At 64.0% G+C, this 20,349-nt stretch carries 17 protein-coding genes and 1 pseudogene; 7 read left to right on the forward strand and 11 right to left on the reverse strand.

Going from position 1 to position 20,349, the window contains the following annotated elements; translation table 11 throughout:
• The first annotated feature begins 92 nt into the window (after nt 1–92).
• The gene (locus QQK18_RS13895) at nt 93–1,370 is read left to right on the forward strand and encodes a hemolysin family protein (RefSeq protein WP_284340924.1); all 1,278 of its coding nucleotides are present in this window, start codon (nt 93–95) and stop codon (nt 1,368–1,370) included.
• A gap of 56 nt (nt 1,371–1,426) precedes the next feature.
• On the opposite strand, the gene QQK18_RS13900 is transcribed toward QQK18_RS13895, so the two are convergent.
• The 11 genes and pseudogenes from QQK18_RS13900 to QQK18_RS13950 form a co-directional block, all read right to left on the reverse strand.
• Complete coding sequence (locus QQK18_RS13900; RefSeq protein ID WP_284340925.1) at nt 1,427–2,161, reverse strand: SDR family NAD(P)-dependent oxidoreductase; 735 nt, start codon at nt 2,159–2,161, stop codon at nt 1,427–1,429.
• Nucleotides 2,161–3,651 (reverse strand): amidophosphoribosyltransferase, encoded by a 1,491-nt coding sequence (gene purF / locus QQK18_RS13905; RefSeq protein WP_431307855.1) that lies wholly within the window; start codon nt 3,649–3,651, stop codon nt 2,161–2,163. Before purF ends, QQK18_RS13900 begins: the two co-directional genes overlap by 1 nt.
• A gap of 87 nt (nt 3,652–3,738) precedes the next feature.
• A complete protein-coding gene (locus tag QQK18_RS13910; RefSeq protein WP_284340927.1) occupies nt 3,739–4,380 on the reverse strand; it encodes a CvpA family protein in 642 nt (213 codons plus the stop codon).
• Nucleotides 4,381–4,613: 233 nt separating this feature from the next.
• Nucleotides 4,614–5,830, reverse strand: a pseudogene (locus QQK18_RS13915) (MFS transporter).
• A gap of 213 nt (nt 5,831–6,043) precedes the next feature.
• Nucleotides 6,044–7,465, reverse strand: coding sequence for a DNA repair protein RadA (gene radA, locus QQK18_RS13920; RefSeq protein WP_284340928.1), 1,422 nt, complete (start codon nt 7,463–7,465; stop codon nt 6,044–6,046).
• Nucleotides 7,466–7,588: 123 nt separating this feature from the next.
• Complete coding sequence (alr, locus tag QQK18_RS13925; RefSeq protein ID WP_284340929.1) at nt 7,589–8,716, reverse strand: alanine racemase; 1,128 nt, start codon at nt 8,714–8,716, stop codon at nt 7,589–7,591.
• Nucleotides 8,717–8,730: 14 nt separating this feature from the next.
• Nucleotides 8,731–10,215 (reverse strand): replicative DNA helicase, encoded by a 1,485-nt coding sequence (locus tag QQK18_RS13930; RefSeq protein WP_284340930.1) that lies wholly within the window; start codon nt 10,213–10,215, stop codon nt 8,731–8,733.
• A gap of 243 nt (nt 10,216–10,458) precedes the next feature.
• Nucleotides 10,459–11,040: a 50S ribosomal protein L9 gene (gene rplI, locus QQK18_RS13935; RefSeq protein ID WP_284340931.1), complete on the reverse strand. Its 582-nt coding sequence runs from the start codon at nt 11,038–11,040 to the stop codon at nt 10,459–10,461.
• 227 nt (nt 11,041–11,267) lie between these two features.
• A complete protein-coding gene (gene rpsR / locus QQK18_RS13940) occupies nt 11,268–11,522 on the reverse strand; it encodes a 30S ribosomal protein S18 (protein WP_379994296.1) in 255 nt (84 codons plus the stop codon).
• 122 nt (nt 11,523–11,644) lie between these two features.
• A complete protein-coding gene (gene rpsF / locus QQK18_RS13945; RefSeq protein WP_284340932.1) occupies nt 11,645–12,040 on the reverse strand; it encodes a 30S ribosomal protein S6 in 396 nt (131 codons plus the stop codon).
• A gap of 422 nt (nt 12,041–12,462) precedes the next feature.
• Complete coding sequence (locus QQK18_RS13950) at nt 12,463–14,406, reverse strand: glucose/sorbosone family PQQ-dependent dehydrogenase (protein ID WP_284340933.1); 1,944 nt, start codon at nt 14,404–14,406, stop codon at nt 12,463–12,465.
• Nucleotides 14,407–14,660: 254 nt separating this feature from the next.
• Here QQK18_RS13950 and fabD point away from each other — a divergent pair, with 254 nt between their 5' ends.
• The 6 genes from fabD to QQK18_RS13980 all read left to right on the forward strand — a co-directional run bounded on the left by fabD (nt 14,661) and on the right by QQK18_RS13980 (nt 20,346).
• On the forward strand, nt 14,661–15,614 hold the full coding sequence (gene fabD / locus QQK18_RS13955; RefSeq protein WP_284340934.1) for an ACP S-malonyltransferase: 954 nt from the start codon (nt 14,661–14,663) through the stop codon (nt 15,612–15,614).
• 48 nt (nt 15,615–15,662) lie between these two features.
• Entirely contained in the window at nt 15,663–16,400 is a 738-nt protein-coding gene (gene fabG, locus QQK18_RS13960; protein WP_284340935.1) for a 3-oxoacyl-[acyl-carrier-protein] reductase, read from the forward strand.
• Between the two features lie 212 nt (nt 16,401–16,612).
• Nucleotides 16,613–16,849 carry an acyl carrier protein gene (locus tag QQK18_RS13965; protein WP_284340936.1) on the forward strand — a complete coding sequence of 79 codons (237 nt, stop codon included), beginning with the start codon at nt 16,613–16,615 and terminating at the stop codon, nt 16,847–16,849.
• Nucleotides 16,850–16,874: 25 nt separating this feature from the next.
• Complete coding sequence (gene fabF / locus QQK18_RS13970; RefSeq protein ID WP_284340937.1) at nt 16,875–18,143, forward strand: beta-ketoacyl-ACP synthase II; 1,269 nt, start codon at nt 16,875–16,877, stop codon at nt 18,141–18,143.
• A 161-nt stretch (nt 18,144–18,304) separates the two neighbouring features.
• The gene (mltG, locus tag QQK18_RS13975; RefSeq protein WP_284340938.1) at nt 18,305–19,450 is read left to right on the forward strand and encodes an endolytic transglycosylase MltG; all 1,146 of its coding nucleotides are present in this window, start codon (nt 18,305–18,307) and stop codon (nt 19,448–19,450) included.
• The gene (locus QQK18_RS13980) at nt 19,447–20,346 is read left to right on the forward strand and encodes a YicC/YloC family endoribonuclease (protein WP_284340939.1); all 900 of its coding nucleotides are present in this window, start codon (nt 19,447–19,449) and stop codon (nt 20,344–20,346) included. The genes mltG and QQK18_RS13980 overlap by 4 nt, the downstream gene beginning before the upstream one ends.
• Nucleotides 20,347–20,349 lie beyond the last annotated feature (3 nt).

The raw sequence follows: 20,349 nt of genomic DNA on the forward strand, positions 1-20,349 counted from the left end.
TGGCCGGTGGCGAACCCGGCCCAATTGCCTTATCTAATGGTGTGCCCGAGTGACCCGATGCCGAGTGCGGGTCGCGCAACACCCTCACGCCCTTGTTCATTCAGATTGCTATCGTCGTCGTCCTGACATTGATCAACGGCCTGTTGGCCATGTCGGAACTGGCGGTGGTCTCCTCCCGTTCGGCGCGGCTGCGCGTGCTGATCGACCAGGGTGACAAGGGCGCCGCCATTGCGCAGCGGCTTGCAGAAGATCCGGGCAAATTCCTGTCTTCGGTTCAGATCGGCATCACGCTGGTCGGTATCCTTTCCGGCGCCTTCTCAGGCGCAACCCTGGGCTTGAGGCTTGCCGAATGGCTGCGCACCATCGGCGTGCCGGCAGGCGCTTCCGACTTTTTCGGTGTCGGCGTCGTCGTGGTCGCCATCACCTATATGTCGCTGGTTGTCGGGGAGTTGGTGCCCAAGCAGATCGCGTTGCGCAATCCCGAGCGCATCGCCGCCCGCGTCGCGCCGCTCATGGCCTTCATCGCCATCGTCGCCGCGCCTGTGGTCTGGCTGCTCGACATATCCGGTCAGGGCCTGCTGCGGCTCATCGGCCAGCACGGAGAGCGCGAGGAGTCGGTCACCGAGGAAGAGGTGCGCACGCTGATTTCTGAGGCAACGACCGCCGGTGTCCTCGAGCGCGAAGAGCAGTCGATGATTTCGGGCGTCATGCGCCTCGCGGACCGCTCGGCCCGCGGCCTGATGACGCCGCGACTCGATGTCGACCTCATCGATCTTTCCGACAGTCCCGAGGAGATCCGCAAAGCCATCCTCTCGACCCACCGCTCCCGCCTTCCCGTGCAGGAAGGGGATGCCGACACCATCATCGGCGTGGTGGCGATCAAGCGGCTGATTGAGGTCTTTGCTACCGAAGAGCCGCTGAACATCCGCGAATTTGTCGAACCCGCGCCGGTGGTCATGGACCACACCAGCGCTCTCGACGTCATCCATGCCCTGCGTCGTTCGACCGTCCATATGGCGCTGGTCTTCGACGAATACGGCCACTTCGAAGGCATCATCACCTCTGGCGACATTCTCGAGGCCATCACCGGCGTATTCCAGGAGGAGGACGGAGAGGAGCCCGCTGTCATCCGGCGCGAGGACGGCAGCTATATCGTTGCGGGCTGGATGCCGGTCGACGAATTCGCCGACCGGCTGGGCGTTTCCATCCCACGCGATGCCAAATACGAGACGGTTGCCGGCTACGTGCTCTCGCTCGTCAACCACCTGCCAAAGGTTGGCGAGACTGTCGACAGCGAGAACTGGCGCATTGAGGTGCTCGACCTCGATGGGCGCCGCATCGACAAAGTGCTACTGAGCCGGATCGAGTAGCTCCGCACGGTTGCGAAAACGTTGGAACGGGCCTTTTTTCGAACGTCTGGTTCGGATCAGAGATCGGAAAATTCGCCCGTGCGCATGTCGTAGAGCCTGCCGGTCTCGTCGAGGGTCGGCGATACGAGATTGACGAGGTTCGGGGCGATTTCGGCGGGCTGGGGCAGCGTTTCCGGGTTCTCGCCCGGCATCGCCTTGGCCCGCATGGCGGTGCGCACGGCGCCCGGATAGAAGACATTGGCCTTGACCCGGGATTGCTCCATCTCGGCCGACCAGGATTTGACCATGGCGTCGAGCGCCGCCTTGCTCGCGGCGTAGGGCCCCCAATAGGGCCGCGCCGAGCGCGCCGAGGACGAGGAGACGAAGACCGCTCGTCCGGCTTCCGACTGGCGCAGCAGCAGGTCGAGCGAACGAACGAGCCGGTAATTGGCGATGACGTTGATGGTCATCACCTTCTCGAAATCCTCGGGCGAGACATGCGGCAGGGGCGAGAGCACGCCGAGCATGCCGGCGTTGGCGATGAGCCCGTCCAGCACGCCCCAGCGCTCGAAGATTGCTGCGCCCAGCCGGTCGATGGCGTCGCCGTCCTTGAGGTCTAGCGGCACCAGCGTTGCCGAGGAGCCGAGGTCCTGTATCTCGTCGTCGAGTTCCTCGAGTCCCCCGACGGTCCGCGCCACCGCAATGACATGAGCGCCACGCCGTGCCGCTTCCAAAGACGCGGCATAACCGATCCCCCGGGAAGCGCCTGTCACCAGCACGACCTTGCCCTGAAGATCCTTTTCGTCTTGCATTAACCGGCCTCTTTAAGCAGCGAGATTTGCTTGGGTTCGTTCTTGGAGCGGCCGTTCAGATCAGTCAACTGCGTGGGGTAGTCGCCGGTGAAATAATGATCGGTGAATTGCGGCGCGTGCGGATTGCGCCGTTCGCCCCCGACCGCGTCGTAGAGCCCGTCGATCGAAAGGAACTGGAGCGAATCCGCCCCGATGAAACGGCACATCTCATCAAGGCTCGAATACTGGTTGGCCAGCAGCTTTTCGGGATCGGGCGTGTCGATGCCGTAATAGTCCGAATGGAAGATCATCGGGCTCGCCACGCGAATGTGCACTTCGCTCGCGCCCGCTTCGCGCATCATCTGCACGATCTTGACCGACGTGGTGCCCCGCACGATCGAATCATCGATCAGCACCACGCGCTTGCCAGCGATCTCGGCCCGGTTGGCCGAATGCTTGAGCTTGACCCCGAAGGCACGGATCTGCTGCGTCGGCTCGATGAAGGTGCGGCCAACATAATGGTTGCGGATGATGCCGAGCTCGAACGGGATGCCGCTTTCCTGGGCGTAGCCGATGGCTGCCGGCGTGCCCCCGTCCGGCACCGGTACCACGACGTCCGCCTCGACCGGTGCCTCCCGGGCGAGGTTCATGCCCATGCGCTTGCGTGCCGAATAGACGCTGCGCCCGGCAACCATCGAGTCCGGGCGGGCGAAATAGACGTATTCGAAAAGGCAGATGCGCTCGCGGCGCTTGGGAAAGGGCTTGAACGATTCGATGGTGATCTCGCCATCCGGCTGGATTTCGGCAACGACCACCTCGCCGTTCTCGACGTCGCGCAGGAACTTGGCCCCGATGATGTCGAGCGCGCAGGTCTCGGAGGCAAAAATCGGTTTGCCGTCGAGCTCGCCCAGCACCAGCGGCCGGATGCCGTTGGGGTCGCGCGCGCCGATGAGCTTGGTGCGCGTCATCGCGATCATTGCATAAGCGCCCTCGATGGCCCCCAGCGCGTCGATGAAGCGGTCGGACGAGGAGGTGCGCTGCGAGCGGGCGATAAGGTGAAGGACCACCTCGGTATCCGACGTCGACTGGCAGATGGCGCCTTGCGCGATGAGGCGCCGTCGCAGCGACAGCCCGTTGGTGAGGTTTCCGTTGTGGGCGATGGCGATGCCGCCGACTTCGAGCTCGGCAAACAGCGGCTGCACGTTCCGCAGGATCGTTTCGCCGGTGGTCGAGTAGCGCACGTGCCCCATGGCCATGCTGCCCGGAATACGGTTGAGGGTCGCGGGATCGGTGAAGTGATCGCCCACGAGCCCCAGCTGGCGTTCCGAATGGAACTGACGTCCGTCGAAGGAGACAATACCCGCGGCCTCCTGGCCACGATGCTGCAGGGCATGCAGGCCCAGAGCCGTCAGCGTCGCCGCTTCCGGATGCCCCAGAATGCCGAACACCCCGCACTCTTCGCGCAGGGTGTCGCCATAGAGATCGTCGTCGATGCTCGGGTGATGGTTCACCGAACTCTCCATTCCAAGTCTGCCCTCAACAGCAGTCTGGGTCTTTGTTCCCCATCGGGAACATGGCCAGTCAGCAACCGGCCGAAATCACGCGCCGACGTTTGCGCCGGGCGTCGGCTCCAGGCCCTGAGGCGAGGGCAGGGGCGTACTGTCCTCGGTCGAATCAGTGCCTTCATCCAGCGGTGCGGCGGGGGCAGTGCCCTCTTCCTCGGTGATGCCGGTGCCGCCGCGCAGCACCTGCGTCACCTGCTCCTCGAGGTTGTCCGGGAGCATGGCGATCAACGTGTCGCCCATGTTTTTTAGGTGCGGCAGCGTCTGGCTGTTGGCCGCCCATGGCGGCAGGTTGTTCGGGAGGAGCCAGAGACCGAAGATAACGATGACGATGGCGATGAGAAGCCCGCGCAGTACGCCGAAGACGAAGCCCAGGGTCCGATCGATCGGCCCAATGCGGCTGTCGACGACGAAATCGGCGATGCGCATGGTGATGAGGTGCAGAACGATCAGAGCCACGATGAAAGTGACGATGACCGTCGCCACGTCCGCGACCACCTGCTCGGCGATGTACTGGCGAGCGATCTCGGGGTGGTACTGCCACATGTAGATGGCGATGGCCGCTGAGCCCGCCCAAGTGGCGAGCGACAGCACCTCGCGGGTCAGCCCGCGCGCCGTGGCCAGGATCGCCGAGATCAGCACCAGAATCCCAACGCCCACATCGAAAGCCGTCAGCATGTCAGAAGAGCCTGCCCAATTCGTTGCTAAAGTCTTGCTGCCGGACCTTTAGCGGCTTTGCGCAGCAATGCCAAGCATTGTGGGGCTTAAGCTCCGGGTTGTTCTCAAAAAGCAACGGCTTGCCTCTATCGCCGGAGCGGGAGGCGAAAAAACAGACCCGGTTTCTCACGAAGAAGTTCGCATCAACGAAAATCTGCAGCGCGTGCGCCAATCCGATCAGATCGCGTCGGGCTCTAACTGAGATCTGCACCCCGCGGCGGAGAGCTCGGGCGCAGTGTATTGGCCATAGGGTGCGCAGGTTCGGATGGCCCACGTCCAGCATCGGCGCCGGCAAGCGCCTTGGTGGCGAGGAGCGCCGCGATGATCATCGGCACCACAGCCCAATACGAGAAGCGGATACCGAAATGTTCAGCAATGAAACCGAGCAGCGGCGGCCCGGCGAAGAACACCACGAATGTCATCTGCCCAAGCGCAGCGACGTTGACGGAAGCCGGCCGATCGGTGCGACGCGCCGCCGCCGAGATGGCAAGCGGATAGACCGAGGAACAGCCGATACCCATGAGAGCAAAGCCAATGAGCGCGACGTAAGGGTGTGGCGCTGTCGCGACCGTCATAAGACCGATGGCCGCGATGCCGAGCAGCACGGCGGCCACCGAGCGCGGGCTGTAGCGGTCGGCCACGGGGTCAAGGCTGAACCGTGCGATAGCGATAAGCAAGGAGAAGATGGTCACGCTGAGGCCGCCAACGAATGGCTCGACCGCAAAGACGTCGCGCATATAGATCGCCGACCAGTCGACGCCCGCGCCCTCGGCGAAAAGCGGCGCGGCGCCGATGAGGCAAAGGGTAGCAGCCCGATTGTCGGAAACGCGATGAGCGGAGAATCACCGGCATGACCGTCCGCTCGCCTGGGCGCATTTTCGATCTTGGAAAAGACGATCCATCCTGCGATCACAATGACGACCAGCACCATGGAGGTGTGCAGTTCGATGGAGATCGCAGCTTGCCGGAGGCCCGCCGCGACAAAGGCAGTTACGAAAAAGCCGAAACTCCACATGCCATGCGCGCGGCTCATGATGCGATAGCCGAGCAGGGCCTCGTGGCGATCTGTCTCGAGATTGACATTGATCTCGAACGCTCCCGCCAGAATGCCGGCAATAAAGAACAGTGGCGCGGCCATCAGAGCTGAAGGCGCCCAGGGGATCAGCGCATAGAGGATCGACGCTCCAAAGACGGTGACGTACGCCGCGGCGCGAGCCCCGAACCTTTCGACAAGCCGACCCGAGAACGTCAAACTGAACAGGGCGCCAAACGACATGGTGACGAGCAGGAGGCCAAGCTGGCCTTCGGTCAGGTCAAACTTCAACTGCAGGTCAGGCAGCCGCGCGAGCAGCGCCCCCATCGAGAACGCCAGGGCAAATTGGATGAAGAAGATGCGGTGATGCGGCTTCATTTTTCGCTCTCGGCGTTGTTCCGGATCGGCGCGCTATCGAGGTTCCGGCAAATGGAATCGGACTCCGGGTGGAGTGGTGGCCGGCTTTAGGACTGCAGTCCAACGCAGCCCATCCAGCCTATCAAGTTTTGCTGACAGGTTATGTCAGGAAGACGGAGGCCGCCCTGCGACGTTCCATGGCCCTAATGCAAAATTTGCTGCCTATGCCACGCTTCAGGAGACCTCATGTCTACCGCCATAGGCGTCCTCGCGGACGCTTGCCGGTTGGCCTGCAGCCGCAATCCGTCCCACGATCTCGGCGAGTTCCGTGAACTCGGAAACGGCGAGGTCGACTGATCGGTCGGCGGCACTCAGCCGCCCGGTCGACACGGATCCGAACCCGAGCTTTTGCGCCTCGCGCAGCCGTAGTGCCGCGTGCACCACCGGCCTGATGCCGCCGGCCAGCGAAATCTCGCCGAAATAGACCGCATCCGTCGGCAGGGGCGAGTTGGTGAGCGAGGAAATGAGCGCGGCGGCGACCGCCAGGTCCGCTGCCGGCTCGTTGATCTTCAACCCTCCGGCAACGTTCAGGTAGATATCGTTGGCTCCGATCCTCACCCCGCAGCGGGTCTCGAGCACCGCGAGCACCATGGAAAGCCGCGCCGAATCCCAGCCGACCACCGCGCGGCGCGGGGTGCCGAGCGGAGAGGGGGCAACGAGCGCCTGGATTTCAATCAGGATCGGGCGTGTACCCTCCATGCCGGCAAAGACCGCCGATCCCGCGGCGCCCTCGTCGCGTTGATCGAGGAACAGAGCGGAGGGGTTGGCGACCTGGGTGAGGCCCAGCGCCGTCATTTCGAAGACGCCGATCTCGTCGGTGGCCCCGTACCGGTTCTTGACCCCGCGCAGTATGCGGAAGGTGTGACTGGAGTCGCCCTCGAAATAGAGGACCGCGTCGACCATGTGTTCGACGACGCGGGGTCCGGCGATCTGTCCGTCCTTGGTGACGTGCCCGACCAGCACCACCGCCGCGCCCGATTTCTTGGCAAAGCGCGTCAGTGCCTGCGCCGAGGTCCTGACCTGCGTGACCGTGCCCGGCGCGCTCTCCACCCGGTCGGTCCATAGCGTCTGGATGGAATCGACGATGACGAGATCGGGCGCGGTGCCCTGCTCGAGGGTCGCCAGGATCGTCTCGACATTGGTCTCGGCCGCCAGCATCACTTCGGCTTCGCCCAGCCCCAGGCGCTGGGCGCGCAGCCGCACCTGCGCCACGGCCTCCTCTCCCGAGACATAGACGACCCGCCGGCCATCGCCTGCCAGCGCTGCGGCCGCCTGCAGCAGCAGGGTTGATTTGCCGATGCCCGGGTCGCCGCCGACGAGAAGCGTGGACCCTTTGACGAACCCGCCTCCGGTCACCCGATCGAGTTCTGCAAGACCGGTCGTCACCCGCGCCGCACTCTCTGTCTCGCCCGAGAGCGGCACCAGCCGCGTCGGCTTGCCGTTGGCCTTGGCCGACTTCGGCCCGGCGCCGATACCGCTGTCGACGACTTCCTCGACGATGGTGTTCCATTCCCCGCAGGAATCGCAGCGCCCGGCCCACCGCGCCGTGACGGACCCGCAATTCTGGCAAACGAACGAGGATTTCAGTCTGGCCAAGGGCTTGTCCCGCTAGTGTCGCGACCGCTGATCGGTCACTCTCCGATAACAGCAACCAGCAATCTGTTCAAGAACAGACGGAGAACATCGCCTTCGCGGCGACGAGAAGGCAGCGCCCGTTGTCTAGGGTTCCTCGGCGCCGCCCACGTAATTGCGCGTATAGCGTCCCTTGAGGGCCGTCAGCAGCTCGTAGCCGATGGTGCCGCAGGCGTCGGCCTGGTCGTCGACACTGATATGGGGCCCGAACACCTCCACCCCTTCGCCTGGCTTTGGCAGGTCGGACCCGAGGTCGGTGATGTCGACGATGGTCAGGTCCATCGAGATGCGCCCGAGGACTGGGCAGAGCTTGCCACGCAGCCAGACCTTGCCGCCGGGACGGGAATTGGTGCTCGAAAGTGAACGCAGGAACCCGTCCGCATAGCCGAGCCCGATGATGGCGAGCCGGCTTTCGCGCCAGAGCGTGAAGGCCGCCCCATAGCCGACGGTCTCGCCGGTGCGCCCTTCCTTGACCTGCAGGATCGGGGCATGGAGCGTTGCCACGTTTGCCATCGGATTCTTGCGTCCGATGACGGCGCGGCCGCCGTAAAGGGCGATGCCCGGCCGCACCATCTGGAAATGGTAGTCGCGACCCGTCATCAGCCCGGCCGAATTGGCAAGCGAAGCCGGCACTTGCGGGAAATGGGTCAGAATCGACTGGAAGAGCGCCAGCTGCGTGCGGTTCTTCTCGTGGTTGGGTTGGTCGGCGCAGGCGAGATGGCTCATGATCATCTGCGGCGCAAAGCCGATCAGGTCGATGCGCTCGCGCACCGTCGTCGCTTCGTTCAGCCGAAAGCCAAGACGGTTCATGCCCGTGTCGAAATGGAAGGCGGCCGGATAGGCCTCGTTGCGTTCCAGGCACTTGGCCAGCCACTCCTCGAGCATCGCCATCGAGGAAATGACAGGCATCAAGCGCTGGCGTACATAGACATTGGCTGCACCTGGATAAAGTCCGTTGAGCACGAAGATGTGCGCCTGCGGCACGGCCGCACGCACGGCGAGCGCCTCATCGACCGTGGCGGTGAAGAAGAATTGCGCACCGGCCGCTGCCAGCGCCTTGCTCGCCTCGGCGATCCCCATGCCGTAGGCATCTGCCTTGACGACGGCAGCCGTCAGCGCACCCGCCGATACCGTATCGAGCGCGCGCCAGTTGCGGGCCAGCGCCGCAAGATCGATCGTCAGCTGACCCCCGAGGCCAGTAGTGACTGCGGCCATTCCCGCCCTTCGTGTTATTCCATCCGTTCAGGCAGATAGTCGGCCCGGGCGAGGTTGCCGAAGCGTGTGTACTGCGCCTCGAAGGAAAGCGGCACCGTACCCGTGGGGCCATGGCGCTGCTTACCGATGATCACTTCGGCAACGCCGTGCACCTTCTCCATTTCGCTCTGCCAGGTCAAATGTTCCGGAGTGCCCTCCTTGGGCTCTTTGTTCTTGAGGTAGTATTCGTCACGATAGACGAACATCACCACGTCGGCATCCTGCTCGATGGAGCCTGATTCGCGCAGGTCCGCAAGCTGCGGGCGCTTGTCGTCACGTGACTCCACTTGTCGCGACAATTGCGAGAGCGCGATGACGGGCACCTCCAACTCCTTGGCCAGGGCCTTGAGCGTCGTGGTGATCTCCGTCAGCTCCTGCACGCGCCCTTGGCTCGACGACTTGTTGGAGCCGGTCAGGAGTTGCAGATAGTCGACCACAAGCAGATCAAGCCCCTTCTGGCGCTTCAGCCGCCGCGCGCGGGCGGCCAGCTGGCCGACCGATATACCGCCTGTATCGTCAATATAGAGCGGAATGCGGGCCATCATGTTGGAGACATCGACCAGCTTGTTGTACTGGCTGTCGTGGATGCGTCCGCGCCTTATGTCCGAAGAGGAGATCTCCGCCTGCTCGGCCAGGATACGCGTCGCGAGCTGTTCGGAGCTCATTTCGAGGCTGAAGAAGCCGACGACGCCCCCGTCCACCGTCTTGTTTTGTCCGTCCGGTTGCACCTCCGCGCGCCACGATTTGGCGACGTGGAAGGCGATGTTGGTGACCAGTGACGTCTTGCCCATCGCCGGACGCCCGGCAAGGATGATGAGGTCCGACTTCTGCAAGCCACCCATCTGCCGGTCGAGTTCCTGGAGTCCGGTGGCGACGCCTGAGAGACCGCCGTCGCGCTGATAGGCTTCGGCCGCCATGCGGATGGATTCGGTCAGCGCCGCGTTGAACGGTTGAAAGCCGCCGTCGTAACGGCCCTTCTCGGCGAGTTGGAAGAGAGCGCCTTCGACCTCCTCGATCTGCTTTTCGGGCGGCTGGTCGACCTCCGAATCATAGGCCGTCGAAACCATCTCCTCGCCGATGAGGATGAGCGCCCGGCGTAGAGCCAGATCGTGGACGGCATGGCCGTAGTCGCCCGCATTGATGACCGTCGTCGCCTCCGAGGCCAGCCGCGCCAGGTATTGCGGCATGGTCATGTCCGCGGTCAGCGCCTCGGGCAGGTGCGTCTTGATGGTGATCGGATCGGCCGATTTGCCCGCGCGAATGAACTTGGCGCAGACCTCGTAGACCTCACGGTGGATCGGTTCGTAGAAGTGCTCGGGCTCGAGAAAATCCGAGACGCGGTAGAACGCTTCGTTGTTGACGAGGATGGCGCCGAGCAGAGCCTGCTCGGCCTCCACATTGTGAGGCGCCAACCGAAACGACTTGTCTTCAGCCGGGCGAAGCCGCTGCACCTCTGCCATCGATCCCCTCGTAAAAAGTTAAGCGTCTCTTAACCGTCCGTGGACCCGAGACAAGGCCCGTCACGCCCGACCCCGCCGAATAGTTCTCCAGCGGGCAAAAGGGCTGTGAACAGTGGGCAAAGCAAGGATATCAGATTCGTCTTCTTGTGGACGCAAAACCGGTGAATCACCGGCGAGTCGCTCTAAACAAAAAAGGCCGGGCGTAGGCCCGGCCTTTGAAAAGTAAGGCTCGCGAGCCTCTCCTCAGGCTTCTTCCTCGCCGCCGAGTTCGGTGCGGTCGGACGCGGCATCGGCCTGGCCGGCCGAGAAGTCGCCCTCGGTGTCCTCATCATAGGAGGTCACCGTCAGATCCTCGCCCTTGGCCTGGCGAAGGGCCTCGTCCTCGGAGCGGGCGACGTTGACGGAGATGGACACGGCAACTTCCGGATGCAGGAGCAGGGCGACGGTGTGGACGCCGACCGTCTTGATCGGATCGGCAAGGTCGACCTGCGAACGCTGGACGGTAAAGCCGTCACTGGCAAGCGCCTCGACGATGTCGCGCGAGGCGACCGATCCATAGAGCTGGCCGGTCTCGCCGGCTTGGCGGATCATCATCACCGAACGCCCGTTGAGGCCCTCGGCAATGCCGGCGGCCGCGTTGCGGCGTTCTTCGTTGCGCTTCTCGATGACAGTGCGCTCAGCCTCGAAGCGGGCGCGGTTGGCTTCGGTGGCGCGCAGCGCCTTGCCCTGCGGCAGGAGGAAATTGCGGGCGTACCCGTCCTTGACGGTAACCTCGTCGCCGATCGAACCGGTACGGCCGACGCGCTCGAGCAGAATGACTTTCATTTCTTGTCCTTTCGGTGCTGTCCCATCGTGTCGATGGTTAGAAGCCGCGGACCATCCGCGACCCCAGCGATGTGCCTGTGTATGGCACGAGTATGCCACCTACGCTTTCAAGAGGCCGGTGGGACGGATGAGATAGTGGTGATCGGCGAGAACCGGAGCGGAGCGTACTTTCGTACGTGAGCACCGGAAGTGCAGCCGATTGCCGCTAGATCGCCGTCCCAGCGAGCTTATTGAATGGCGTAGGGCATGATGCCGATGAAGCGGGCGCGCTTGATGGCGCGGGCCAGTTCACGCTGCTTCTTGGCCGAAACGGCGGTGATGCGGCTCGGCACGATCTTGCCGCGCTCCGAAACGTAACGCGAAAGCAGGCGCACGTCCTTGTAGTCGATCTTGGGAGCGCCCTCGCCCGAGAACGGGCAGGTCTTGCGCCGGCGCTGGAAGGGGCGGCGGGCCTGGGCAGTGGTAAGGTCCTTGATGGCCATTTCTTCGTGTTCCTTCTCTTAGAGCGTTTTCAGCAAAAGTGGACACCACCTTTGCGGTTCGAAAACGCGCCAATTCAACAATTTAGAGCTCTCGTTCCGATTAAATCGGAACGGGAATGGCTCTAGGCGCGGCGCGGACGGCGGTCGCCGCCGAAGCGGTCGCCACCGGGGCGGTCACCGCGATCCCCGCGCTCGTCGCGCTTCTGCATCATGGCCGAGGGACCTTCCTCGAGCTCGTCAACGCGCACGGTCATGAAGCGCAGAATGTCTTCGTTGATGCGCATCTGCCGCTCCATCTCGGCGACGGCCGCCGGCGACGCGTCGATGTTGAGAAGGGTGTAGTGCGCCTTGCGGTTCTTGCGGATGCGGTAGGAGAGGCCCTTGAGGCCCCAGTATTCGGTCTTGCCGATCTTGCCGCCATTCGCCGACAGGATTTCGCTGAGCGAATTGGTCAGATCTTCGACCTGCTGCTGGCTGATGTCCTGGCGAGCCAGGTAAACGTGTTCGTAAAGGGCCATTGTACGCCTTTTGTCGTGTCCGTTGACGATACACATTTCGCTGGCGCGGAGCCTCCTTGAAAGCCGGAAAAGGCGTTCAAAGCAGTCTTCTCAAAGAGCGGGAACACGGGAGGCCGGACGCCCGCGGGCGACCTGTCGGCTGATAGGCCGACCCTCCGTTCAGCCCCCGGCCAAACGAATGCTGGCGTCGCTATAGGGGCAAAGGCCCGGAAAAGCAAGGGGGACGGGCCCGAAGCGCTTTCAGCAAAAGCGGACACTGCCTTGCGGTTCGAAAGCGCGACAACTCGATAGCCTCAGCGGGCGGGCCGCTACCGGCCGAAAGCGGACGAGCGCGTTGGTATCCTGCTCTGTGGCGCCAACACCACGGCGGTCTCGATTTGACCGGACCGCAGTTCAGCGGCCCGACGAGGAGGCAGAATAGGCTACTGGATCTCCATTTCGCTGAGCGCTTCGCTGTCCGCCGGCAGTTCCTCGCCGGTTGCCTCCATCCCGTTGACCTCGAGGATATAGGCGACGATGTCGGCATAGGTCTCGTCGGGCAACGAACCGGGTGAGGCCGGCGGCATGGTGTGGGCATAGTCGAAGAGTGCGCCGACCGTCTGTCCGACCCACTTGCCTTCGAAGTACTGGCCGGCGAGCGGCGTGCCGAAGGTGCCGTTGCTCAGCGTACTGCCGTGGCAGACGGCGCAGTTGGAATTATAGGCCGTCTTACCCGACACCGCCTGCTCGGCGGTGAACTGAGGCGGGTTGCCTGCCGCCGCCGCCGCCCCGCTCTGTCCTTCGGTGGCTCCCTCTTCGGCCGGAGCTGCGTCTTCGGCTGGAGCTTCGTCTTCGCTTGGGGTTGCTTCATCCGCCGGGGCGGGCTCCGGTTCGTTTTCCGGCCGCGGCTCGCCAGTCGCGTCTTCCTCGACGCCTTCGGTATCGCCCTCATATGTGAAGGCGAGGATGGCGCCCGGGTTCTCCATCGTCGTGGTTGTCCCGCCCTCCAGCGCCTCTGCCAGTCCGCTGGGGTCGGTCGCGACATAAATGGTCAGGCCGTCCGGGCTGACGGCCGTATCGCGGAACCGGTTTTCGGACTGGAAGTAGCGGGTGATGGGCCCTTCGGCCGTGTGTCCGTTGGTGCTGACCGGCACGGTATAGAGCGAGCCACGCTTCAGCGTCGTCACCAGCAGCACTCTCTCCCAGTCGGGAATGCCGCCCGCCCGGGTCTGGTAGTATTCGATGCTCGAGGCAGCCACCGTCGGCCAGCAGATGAAGTCGATGCCCTCGCAGACCGGATCGGTGAAGTCGTAGTCGCTGGGCACGGTGAACATCGTGGCGATCGGCGGCACGAACGGCTGGTTGAAGGCCGTCTCCGGCTCGCGCGGCACCGAGGGGTCGATCTCGATATCGCTGAAAGTCAGCTCGCCGCAGGGCGTGCTGGCCTCCGCCCAACGGGCATATTCATAGGCCATGTTGTCTTTGAAGCCGGCTATATGGGGCCAGCCGAAATTGGCCCCGGGCTGCAGGATGTTGATCTCGTCGTCGGTCTTGGGGCCTTGCTCGGAGGCGTAGAGCGTGCCGTCCGGCCCGAAATCGATGCCCTGCATGTTGCGGTGGCCATAGCTGTAGACATGGCTAACGACACCGCTGATCTCAGGATTGTCCTCGGGAACTGTACCGTCGAGGTTGAGCCTCAAGGATTTGCCGACATAGGCGATATAATCCTCGCTTTCGAGCTCCGCCTGCGTCGGCAGGCGCTGCGCTTCGATCGGGATGCACACGTTCCCGAGCTGGTTGTTCCCCTGGTCGCCGATCGTATAATAGAGCTTCATGTCCGGCCCGACCTTGAGCCGGCCGGAATTGTGGTCGTTGCTCGCCGGCATGCCGGTGATGAGATCGACCGGGTCGGTCAGCGTCTCATCCGCCTCGTTATAAGTGAGCTGCACGATCTTGGTGTAGAGGTGGAGGTAAGGGCTTGCCGGATCGGTGATCGTCGGGTCCGGATCTTCGCTTTCGTCGACATAGGTGTAGGCGACGTAAACGTAGTCGTTGCCGGTGCCTTCGAGCAGTTCCGGATGGAGGGCAAGGCCCAGCAGCCCGTCCTGGCCGCCCGGCGCCGACACTTCGTCTATGGTTATGGCAACGGACGCCTCGCCCGATTCAGGGTCGATGCGGGTGACGCGCTTGCCGGTGCGCTCGGTCACCCACAGCATGTCGTCTGGCCCCCAGGTCAATTCCCACGGTCCTTCGAGGCCGCTGGCGACCTCCTCCTCGGCAAACTGTAGTTCCCCCTCGACAACCGATTCCGGTGTCTCCTGGGCAAACGCTGGCACTGCGAACAGGGCCATGGCGCCGAGCGCGGCGGTCAGAACGCAATATCTCACTGGAAATCTCCCCAAGTCTGATCGAGAGCAGAACGAGCATGATCCGCATTCGTTCAGTGCCGGGTTCAAAATTCCTGCCGATGTCGCCGGTGCCCCAATCGGATGCCGGTCTTGACAGACCGGTCCGGCAAGGGCATGCGGCGGCCCCGGCTTGCATGCATTTCGCCCCTTGGCGTAGCTTGGCGGCCAACCAACGATTTGCGGCCGCGTCCATCCATGGACACTTGCAAGGCCGCGCAGGAGGAGGCCGCCGCATGGCGCGATACGCATTCACCTATCCCGGCCAGGGCAGCCAGGCCGTCGGTATGGGCAAGGATCTTGCCGGGGCCTACCCCGAAGCCCGGCAGGTGTTCGACGAGGTGGATGACGCGCTCGGCCAGGACCTTTCCGCCATCATGTTCGAGGGACCCGAGGAGACCCTGCGTCTCACCGAGAACGCTCAGCCGGCCCTGATGGCGGTGAGCATGGCGGTGATGCGCGTGCTCGAGGCGAGGGGCGTACGGCTCGCTGAGCGCGCCGTTTACGTGGCTGGCCATTCGCTCGGCGAATATTCGGCCCTTTGCGCTGCCGGCACGTTTGCTCTCGCCGACGCAGCCCGGCTGTTGAAGACCCGTGGCCAGGCCATGCAGAAGGCCGTGCCCGTCGGCCACGGCGCGATGGCGGCGCTCCTCGGGCTCGATCTCGAGACGGCTGCCGCCCTCGCCGCCGAGGCTGCCGAGGGCGAGGTGTGCGAGGTCGCCAACGACAACGCGCCGGGCCAGGTGGTGGTCTCCGGCGCCATCAATGCCGTGCAGCGTGCGGTCGATATCGCCAAAGCCAAGGGCGCAAAGCGCGCGCTGATGCTGCCCGTCAGCGCCCCGTTCCATTGTTCGCTGATGCAGCCGGCCGCAGAGGCGATGGCTGCCGCGTTGAGCGAGGTCGACATGCGTGCGCCGTCGGTCCCGGTGGTCTCGAACGTCCTTGCCGCGCCGATCGAGGCCCCGCAAGAGATTCGCCGGCGGCTGATCGAGCAGGTCACCGGCTCCGTGCGCTGGAGCGAGAGCGTTGCCTGGATGACGCGGGAGGGCCAGGTCACGCATCTTGCCGAGATCGGAGCCGGCAAGGTGCTGACCGGCCTTGCCCGCCGCATCAGCCCCGACGCGGTGGCCACCGCCGTCGGTGCGGCGGGTGATATCGACGCTTTCGTCGCTGCGCTCGCGCAAGACTAAAATCGATACCTCAAGAGCTTGAATCAATTTCCGATCAGGAACGTGCAAATGTTTGATCTTTCTGGCAAACGCGCTCTCGTTACCGGCGCCAGTGGCGGTATCGGCCGTGAGATCGCCAAGGCGATGGCCGCTGCCGGCGCCAGCGTTGCGCTCTCAGGTACGCGCGTCGGCGCGTTGGAGGACACGGCAAAGGAAATCGGCAAGGCGTGCCCGATCCTGCCATGCAACCTTTCCAACCTCGATGACGTCGACAAGCTCGTGCCGGCCGCCGAGGCCGCGCTCGGCGGGCTCGACATCCTCGTCAACAATGCCGGGATGACCCGCGACAATCTCTTCATGCGCATGAAGAACGAGGAGTGGGACGAGGTGATCGCCGTCAACCTCACCGCCGCCTTCCATCTCTCGCGCGCGGTCCTGAGGGGCATGATGAAGCAGCGCTTCGGGCGCATCATCAACGTCTCGTCGGTCGTCGGCGTCCTCGGCAATCCGGGGCAGGGCAATTATGCCGCTTCCAAAGCCGGCATCATCGGCATGGGCAAGGCGCTTGCCCATGAGGTCGCATCGCGCGGCATCACCGTCAACGCCATCGCCCCCGGCTTCATCGGCTCGGCGATGACGGACGAGCTCAACGACAAGCAGCGCGAAGGCATTCTCGCAACGATTCCGGCCGGTCGTCTCGGAACGGCCGCGGAGGTCGCGGGTTGTGCAGTATTCCTTGCCAGTGACGCGGCGGGATACGTCACCGGTCATACGCTCAACGTCAATGGCGGCATGGCCATGATTTAGCCGTGAGAAGCGGGAATCTGGCTTATGGCAAAGACTGATGAAGTATGGTACTGCGCGCCCCTGTTGCGGATTTGTGGCTCTCTTGCGAGGGCCCGAAAGCGCGCCTAAAGTCGGCTCTCACTGGGCCGGCCGGGATGCAACACGTGCTTGAATACTTGGCGATGCGCCAATAAGAAGCCAACGAAACGTCGATTTCAAAAGGGAAGTCAAACATGAGCGATATCGCTGATCGGGTCCGCAAAATCGTTGTGGAGCACCTCAATGTGGATGCGGAGAAGGTCACCGAGAAGGCCAGCTTCATCGATGATCTGGGTGCGGATTCGCTCGACCAGGTCGAACTGGTGATGGCGTTCGAAGAAGAGTTTTCCGTCGAGATTCCCGACGACGCAGCCGAGCAGATCCAGACCTTCGGCGATGCCGTCGGCTTCCTGCAGAAGGCTGTCGGCTAAGTCGTAACGAGCTGGAATTGTCGATATGGAATTACGCCGCGTCGTCGTCACCGGGATGGGTATCGTCAGCCCTTTGGGCTGCGGTGTCGAGGCAACCTGGGCTAACCTCCTGGCCGGTAGGAGCGGCGCCAAGCGTATCGACGATTTCGAGGTGGACGACATAGCCTGCCAGATCGCCCACCGCCTCCCGCTCGGGGATTATGCGGACGGCAAGTACAATCCCGACGAGTGGATGGAGGTCAAGGAGCAGCGTAAGGTCGATCCCTTCATCGTCTACGCCATGGCAGCCTCCGCCCAGGCGATCGCCGACGCGGGGGTCGAGCCCAAGACCAAAAAGGAGCAGGAACGTACCGGCGTCCTCATCGGGTCGGGCATCGGCGGGGTCGGCGGCATCTATGATGCCTCCGTCACGCTCCACGAAAAGGGTCCCCGGCGCATCAGCCCGTTCTTCATCCCCGGGCGCCTGATCAACCTTGCGTCCGGCCAAGTGTCGATCCGCTGGGGCTTGAAAGGCCCCAACCACTCCGTTGTCACCGCCTGCTCGACCGGTGCCCACGCCATCGGCGATGCCGCCCGGCTCATTGCGCTGGACGATGCCGACGTGATGGTCGCCGGCGGTACGGAGAGCTGCGTCAATCGCCTGTCGCTCGCCGGTTTCTCGGCGGCGAGGGCGCTGTCGACCGCCTTCAACGACGAGCCGGAGAAGGCCTCGCGCCCCTATGACAGGGATCGAGACGGGTTTGTCATGGGCGAGGGTGCCGGCATCGTCATCCTCGAGGAGTACGAGCGGGCCAAGGCGCGCGGGGCTAAGATCTACGGCGAGATCATCGGCTACGGCCTGTCAGGTGATGCCTACCACATCACCGCACCGTCCCCGGACGGGGATGGGGGCTTTCGCGCCATGAGCGCGGCCATCAAGCGCGCCGGCATTGCCCCCGCCGATATCGACTACATCAACGCGCACGGCACCTCGACGCCGCTCGGCGACGAGATCGAGCTCGGCGCGGTCACCCGCGTCCTCGGCAACGCCGCCGGTAAGGTCGCCATGAGCTCGACCAAGTCGGCGATCGGCCATCTTCTCGGTGCGGCCGGCGCGGTAGAGGCGATGTTCTGCGCCCTGGCCATGCGCGACAACGTCGCTCCGCCCACCCTCAATCTCGACAACCCGTCGGTCGAAACCGAGATCGACCTGGTGCCCAAGGTCGCCCTTAAGAAGGAGATCAATGTGGCCCTCTCCAATTCCTTCGGGTTCGGTGGCACCAACGCCACGCTCGTCATGCGCAAGGTCGCCTGACCTAAATCGGTTGAATTGCGCATGTGTGCTTGCGGCAAGGCTTGCCTTGCCGCCGCCGAACCTCCAAAAATGCCCGCGATTGCGCCGCATTGGCGCCTAAACGTGATTCAAAGGTCCGTGGCCGCCCCGCCAGCTGGGCCGACAAGAGGTGAACCGAACCGATGGCCGACCGCAAATCCCGGCGGGCCCGACCGCGCCGCCGCAACGGGTTTATCGAAATCCTCAATGGGTTGCTCTCGCTCATTGTCCTCGGGATGCTGGCGGTAGGGGGCGTGCTGGTTTATGGGGCCGCCCAGTTCTACGGCGATGGTCCGCTTGCCGAGGGGACCGTCTTCCGGGTCGAGCAAGGCAGCGGCCTCGGCTCCATTTCCGAGCGGCTCGAGAACCAGGGCCTCATCACCAACCGTTTCATTTTTCAGCTCGGCGGACGCGCGCTCGACAAGCAAGCCAACGTCAAGGCAGGCGATTTCAATATCCCCGCCGGCGCCAGCATGGCCGACATTCTGACCGAGATCACCGAGGGCCGACCGATCCGCTACGCGGTCACCCTTCCCGAAGGCGTCACCTCCTGGGACGTCATCCAGCGCCTCAACGACGATTCCAACCTCACCGGCTCGATCTCGTCCCTGCCGGCTGAAGGGTCGATCCTACCCGGCAGCTACGACTATACGCCCGGCGATACACGCGAGAGCGTGCTCGAGAAGATGCAGAAGGCAATGGCCGAGACCGTTGCCGAGGTCTGGGAGAAGCGTCAGCCCGACCTTCCGATCGCAACGCCCGAAGAACTGGTGATCCTGGCGTCGATCGTCGAGAAGGAGACGGGCCTTGCCAGCGAGCGACCGCAGGTGGCAGCGGTCTTCGTCAACCGTCTCAAGGTCCCCATGCGCCTGCAATCGGACCCGACGATCATCTATGGCATAACCAAGGGCCAGTCGACGCTCGGCCGCGGCCTGCGCCGGTCCGAGATCGAGGCGACAACCCCCTACAACACCTATCAGATCGACGGCTTGCCGCCGACGCCGATCGCCAACCCAGGGCGCGAATCCCTCGAGGCCGTCGCCAACCCCGACGACCACGCCTATCTCTATTTCGTCGCCAAGGGTCCTGTACCGTCCGACGGCCATGTCTTTGCCGAGTCTTACGACGAGCATCAGCGCAACGTCGCCCGCTGGCGCGAGATTGAGGCCCAGGCCGCCGCCGAGGCCGAGCGCGAGGCCCAGGCCGCGCGTGAAGCGCTCGAAGCGGCCGAAGCGGCCGAGGCCGAGGATCAGGGGACTGCGAGCGAGCCGGCGGCCGAAAGCCAGTGACCCGACACTCTGCCCTCGCCAGCATGACCGGCTATGCCCGCGCTTCCGGCGCTGTGCCGGGGGCGCATTTCGCCTGCGAGCTGCGCTCGGTCAACGGACGCGGCCTCGACATCCGCACCCGGCTGCCGCCGGGATTCGACGCGCTCGAAGCTGAGCTGCGGCGCCTGCTTGCCACACACCTTTCGCGAGGATCGATCACCTTCACGCTGACCGTCGAGCGCGATACCAACGGCGGTGAGGTCTTCCTCAACCGCCAGGCGCTTGCCACGGTCCTCGACGCGTTGCGCGATCTCGCCGGCAAGGTAGATGCGGAAAGGCCTCGCCTCGACGGCATACTGGCGCTGCGCGGCGTGCTCGAACAGCGCGAGGCGCCGCTCGCTCCCGATGCCGAGGCGACGCTCAGTGCCGCCATCCTGCAAGCGACCGCCGATGCCATCGACAGTCTCCAGGCGGCGCGGCGGGAGGAGGGCGGACGCATTGCCGCAACGCTCCTGATGCGTGTCGAGGAGATCGCAGCGCTTGTCGCCCGCGCCGAGACGCATCCGGCTCGCAGCCGCCATTCCATCGCAGCGCGACTGCGCCAACAGCTTGCCCTTTTGGGGGAGGATGCCGCCGCGATCGGCGAGGACCGCCTCGCCCAGGAAGCCCTGCTGCTCGCCACCAAGGCCGACATCCGCGAGGAGCTCGACCGCCTCACCGCCCATATCGCCAGCGCTCGCAGCCTTCTCGAAAGCGGCGGGCCGGTTGGGCGCAAGCTCGATTTCCTCGCTCAGGAATTCAATCGCGAGGCCAACACGATCTGCTCGAAATCGAACGCCGTGGAACTGACCGCTATCGGCCTTGACCTCAAGGCGGCGATCGATCAACTACGCGAGCAGGTTCAGAACATCGAGTAGGTG

It is taken from the genome of Devosia nitrariae (genome assembly GCF_030160115.1).
GTDB classification, from domain to species: domain Bacteria; phylum Pseudomonadota; class Alphaproteobacteria; order Rhizobiales; family Devosiaceae; genus Devosia; species Devosia nitrariae.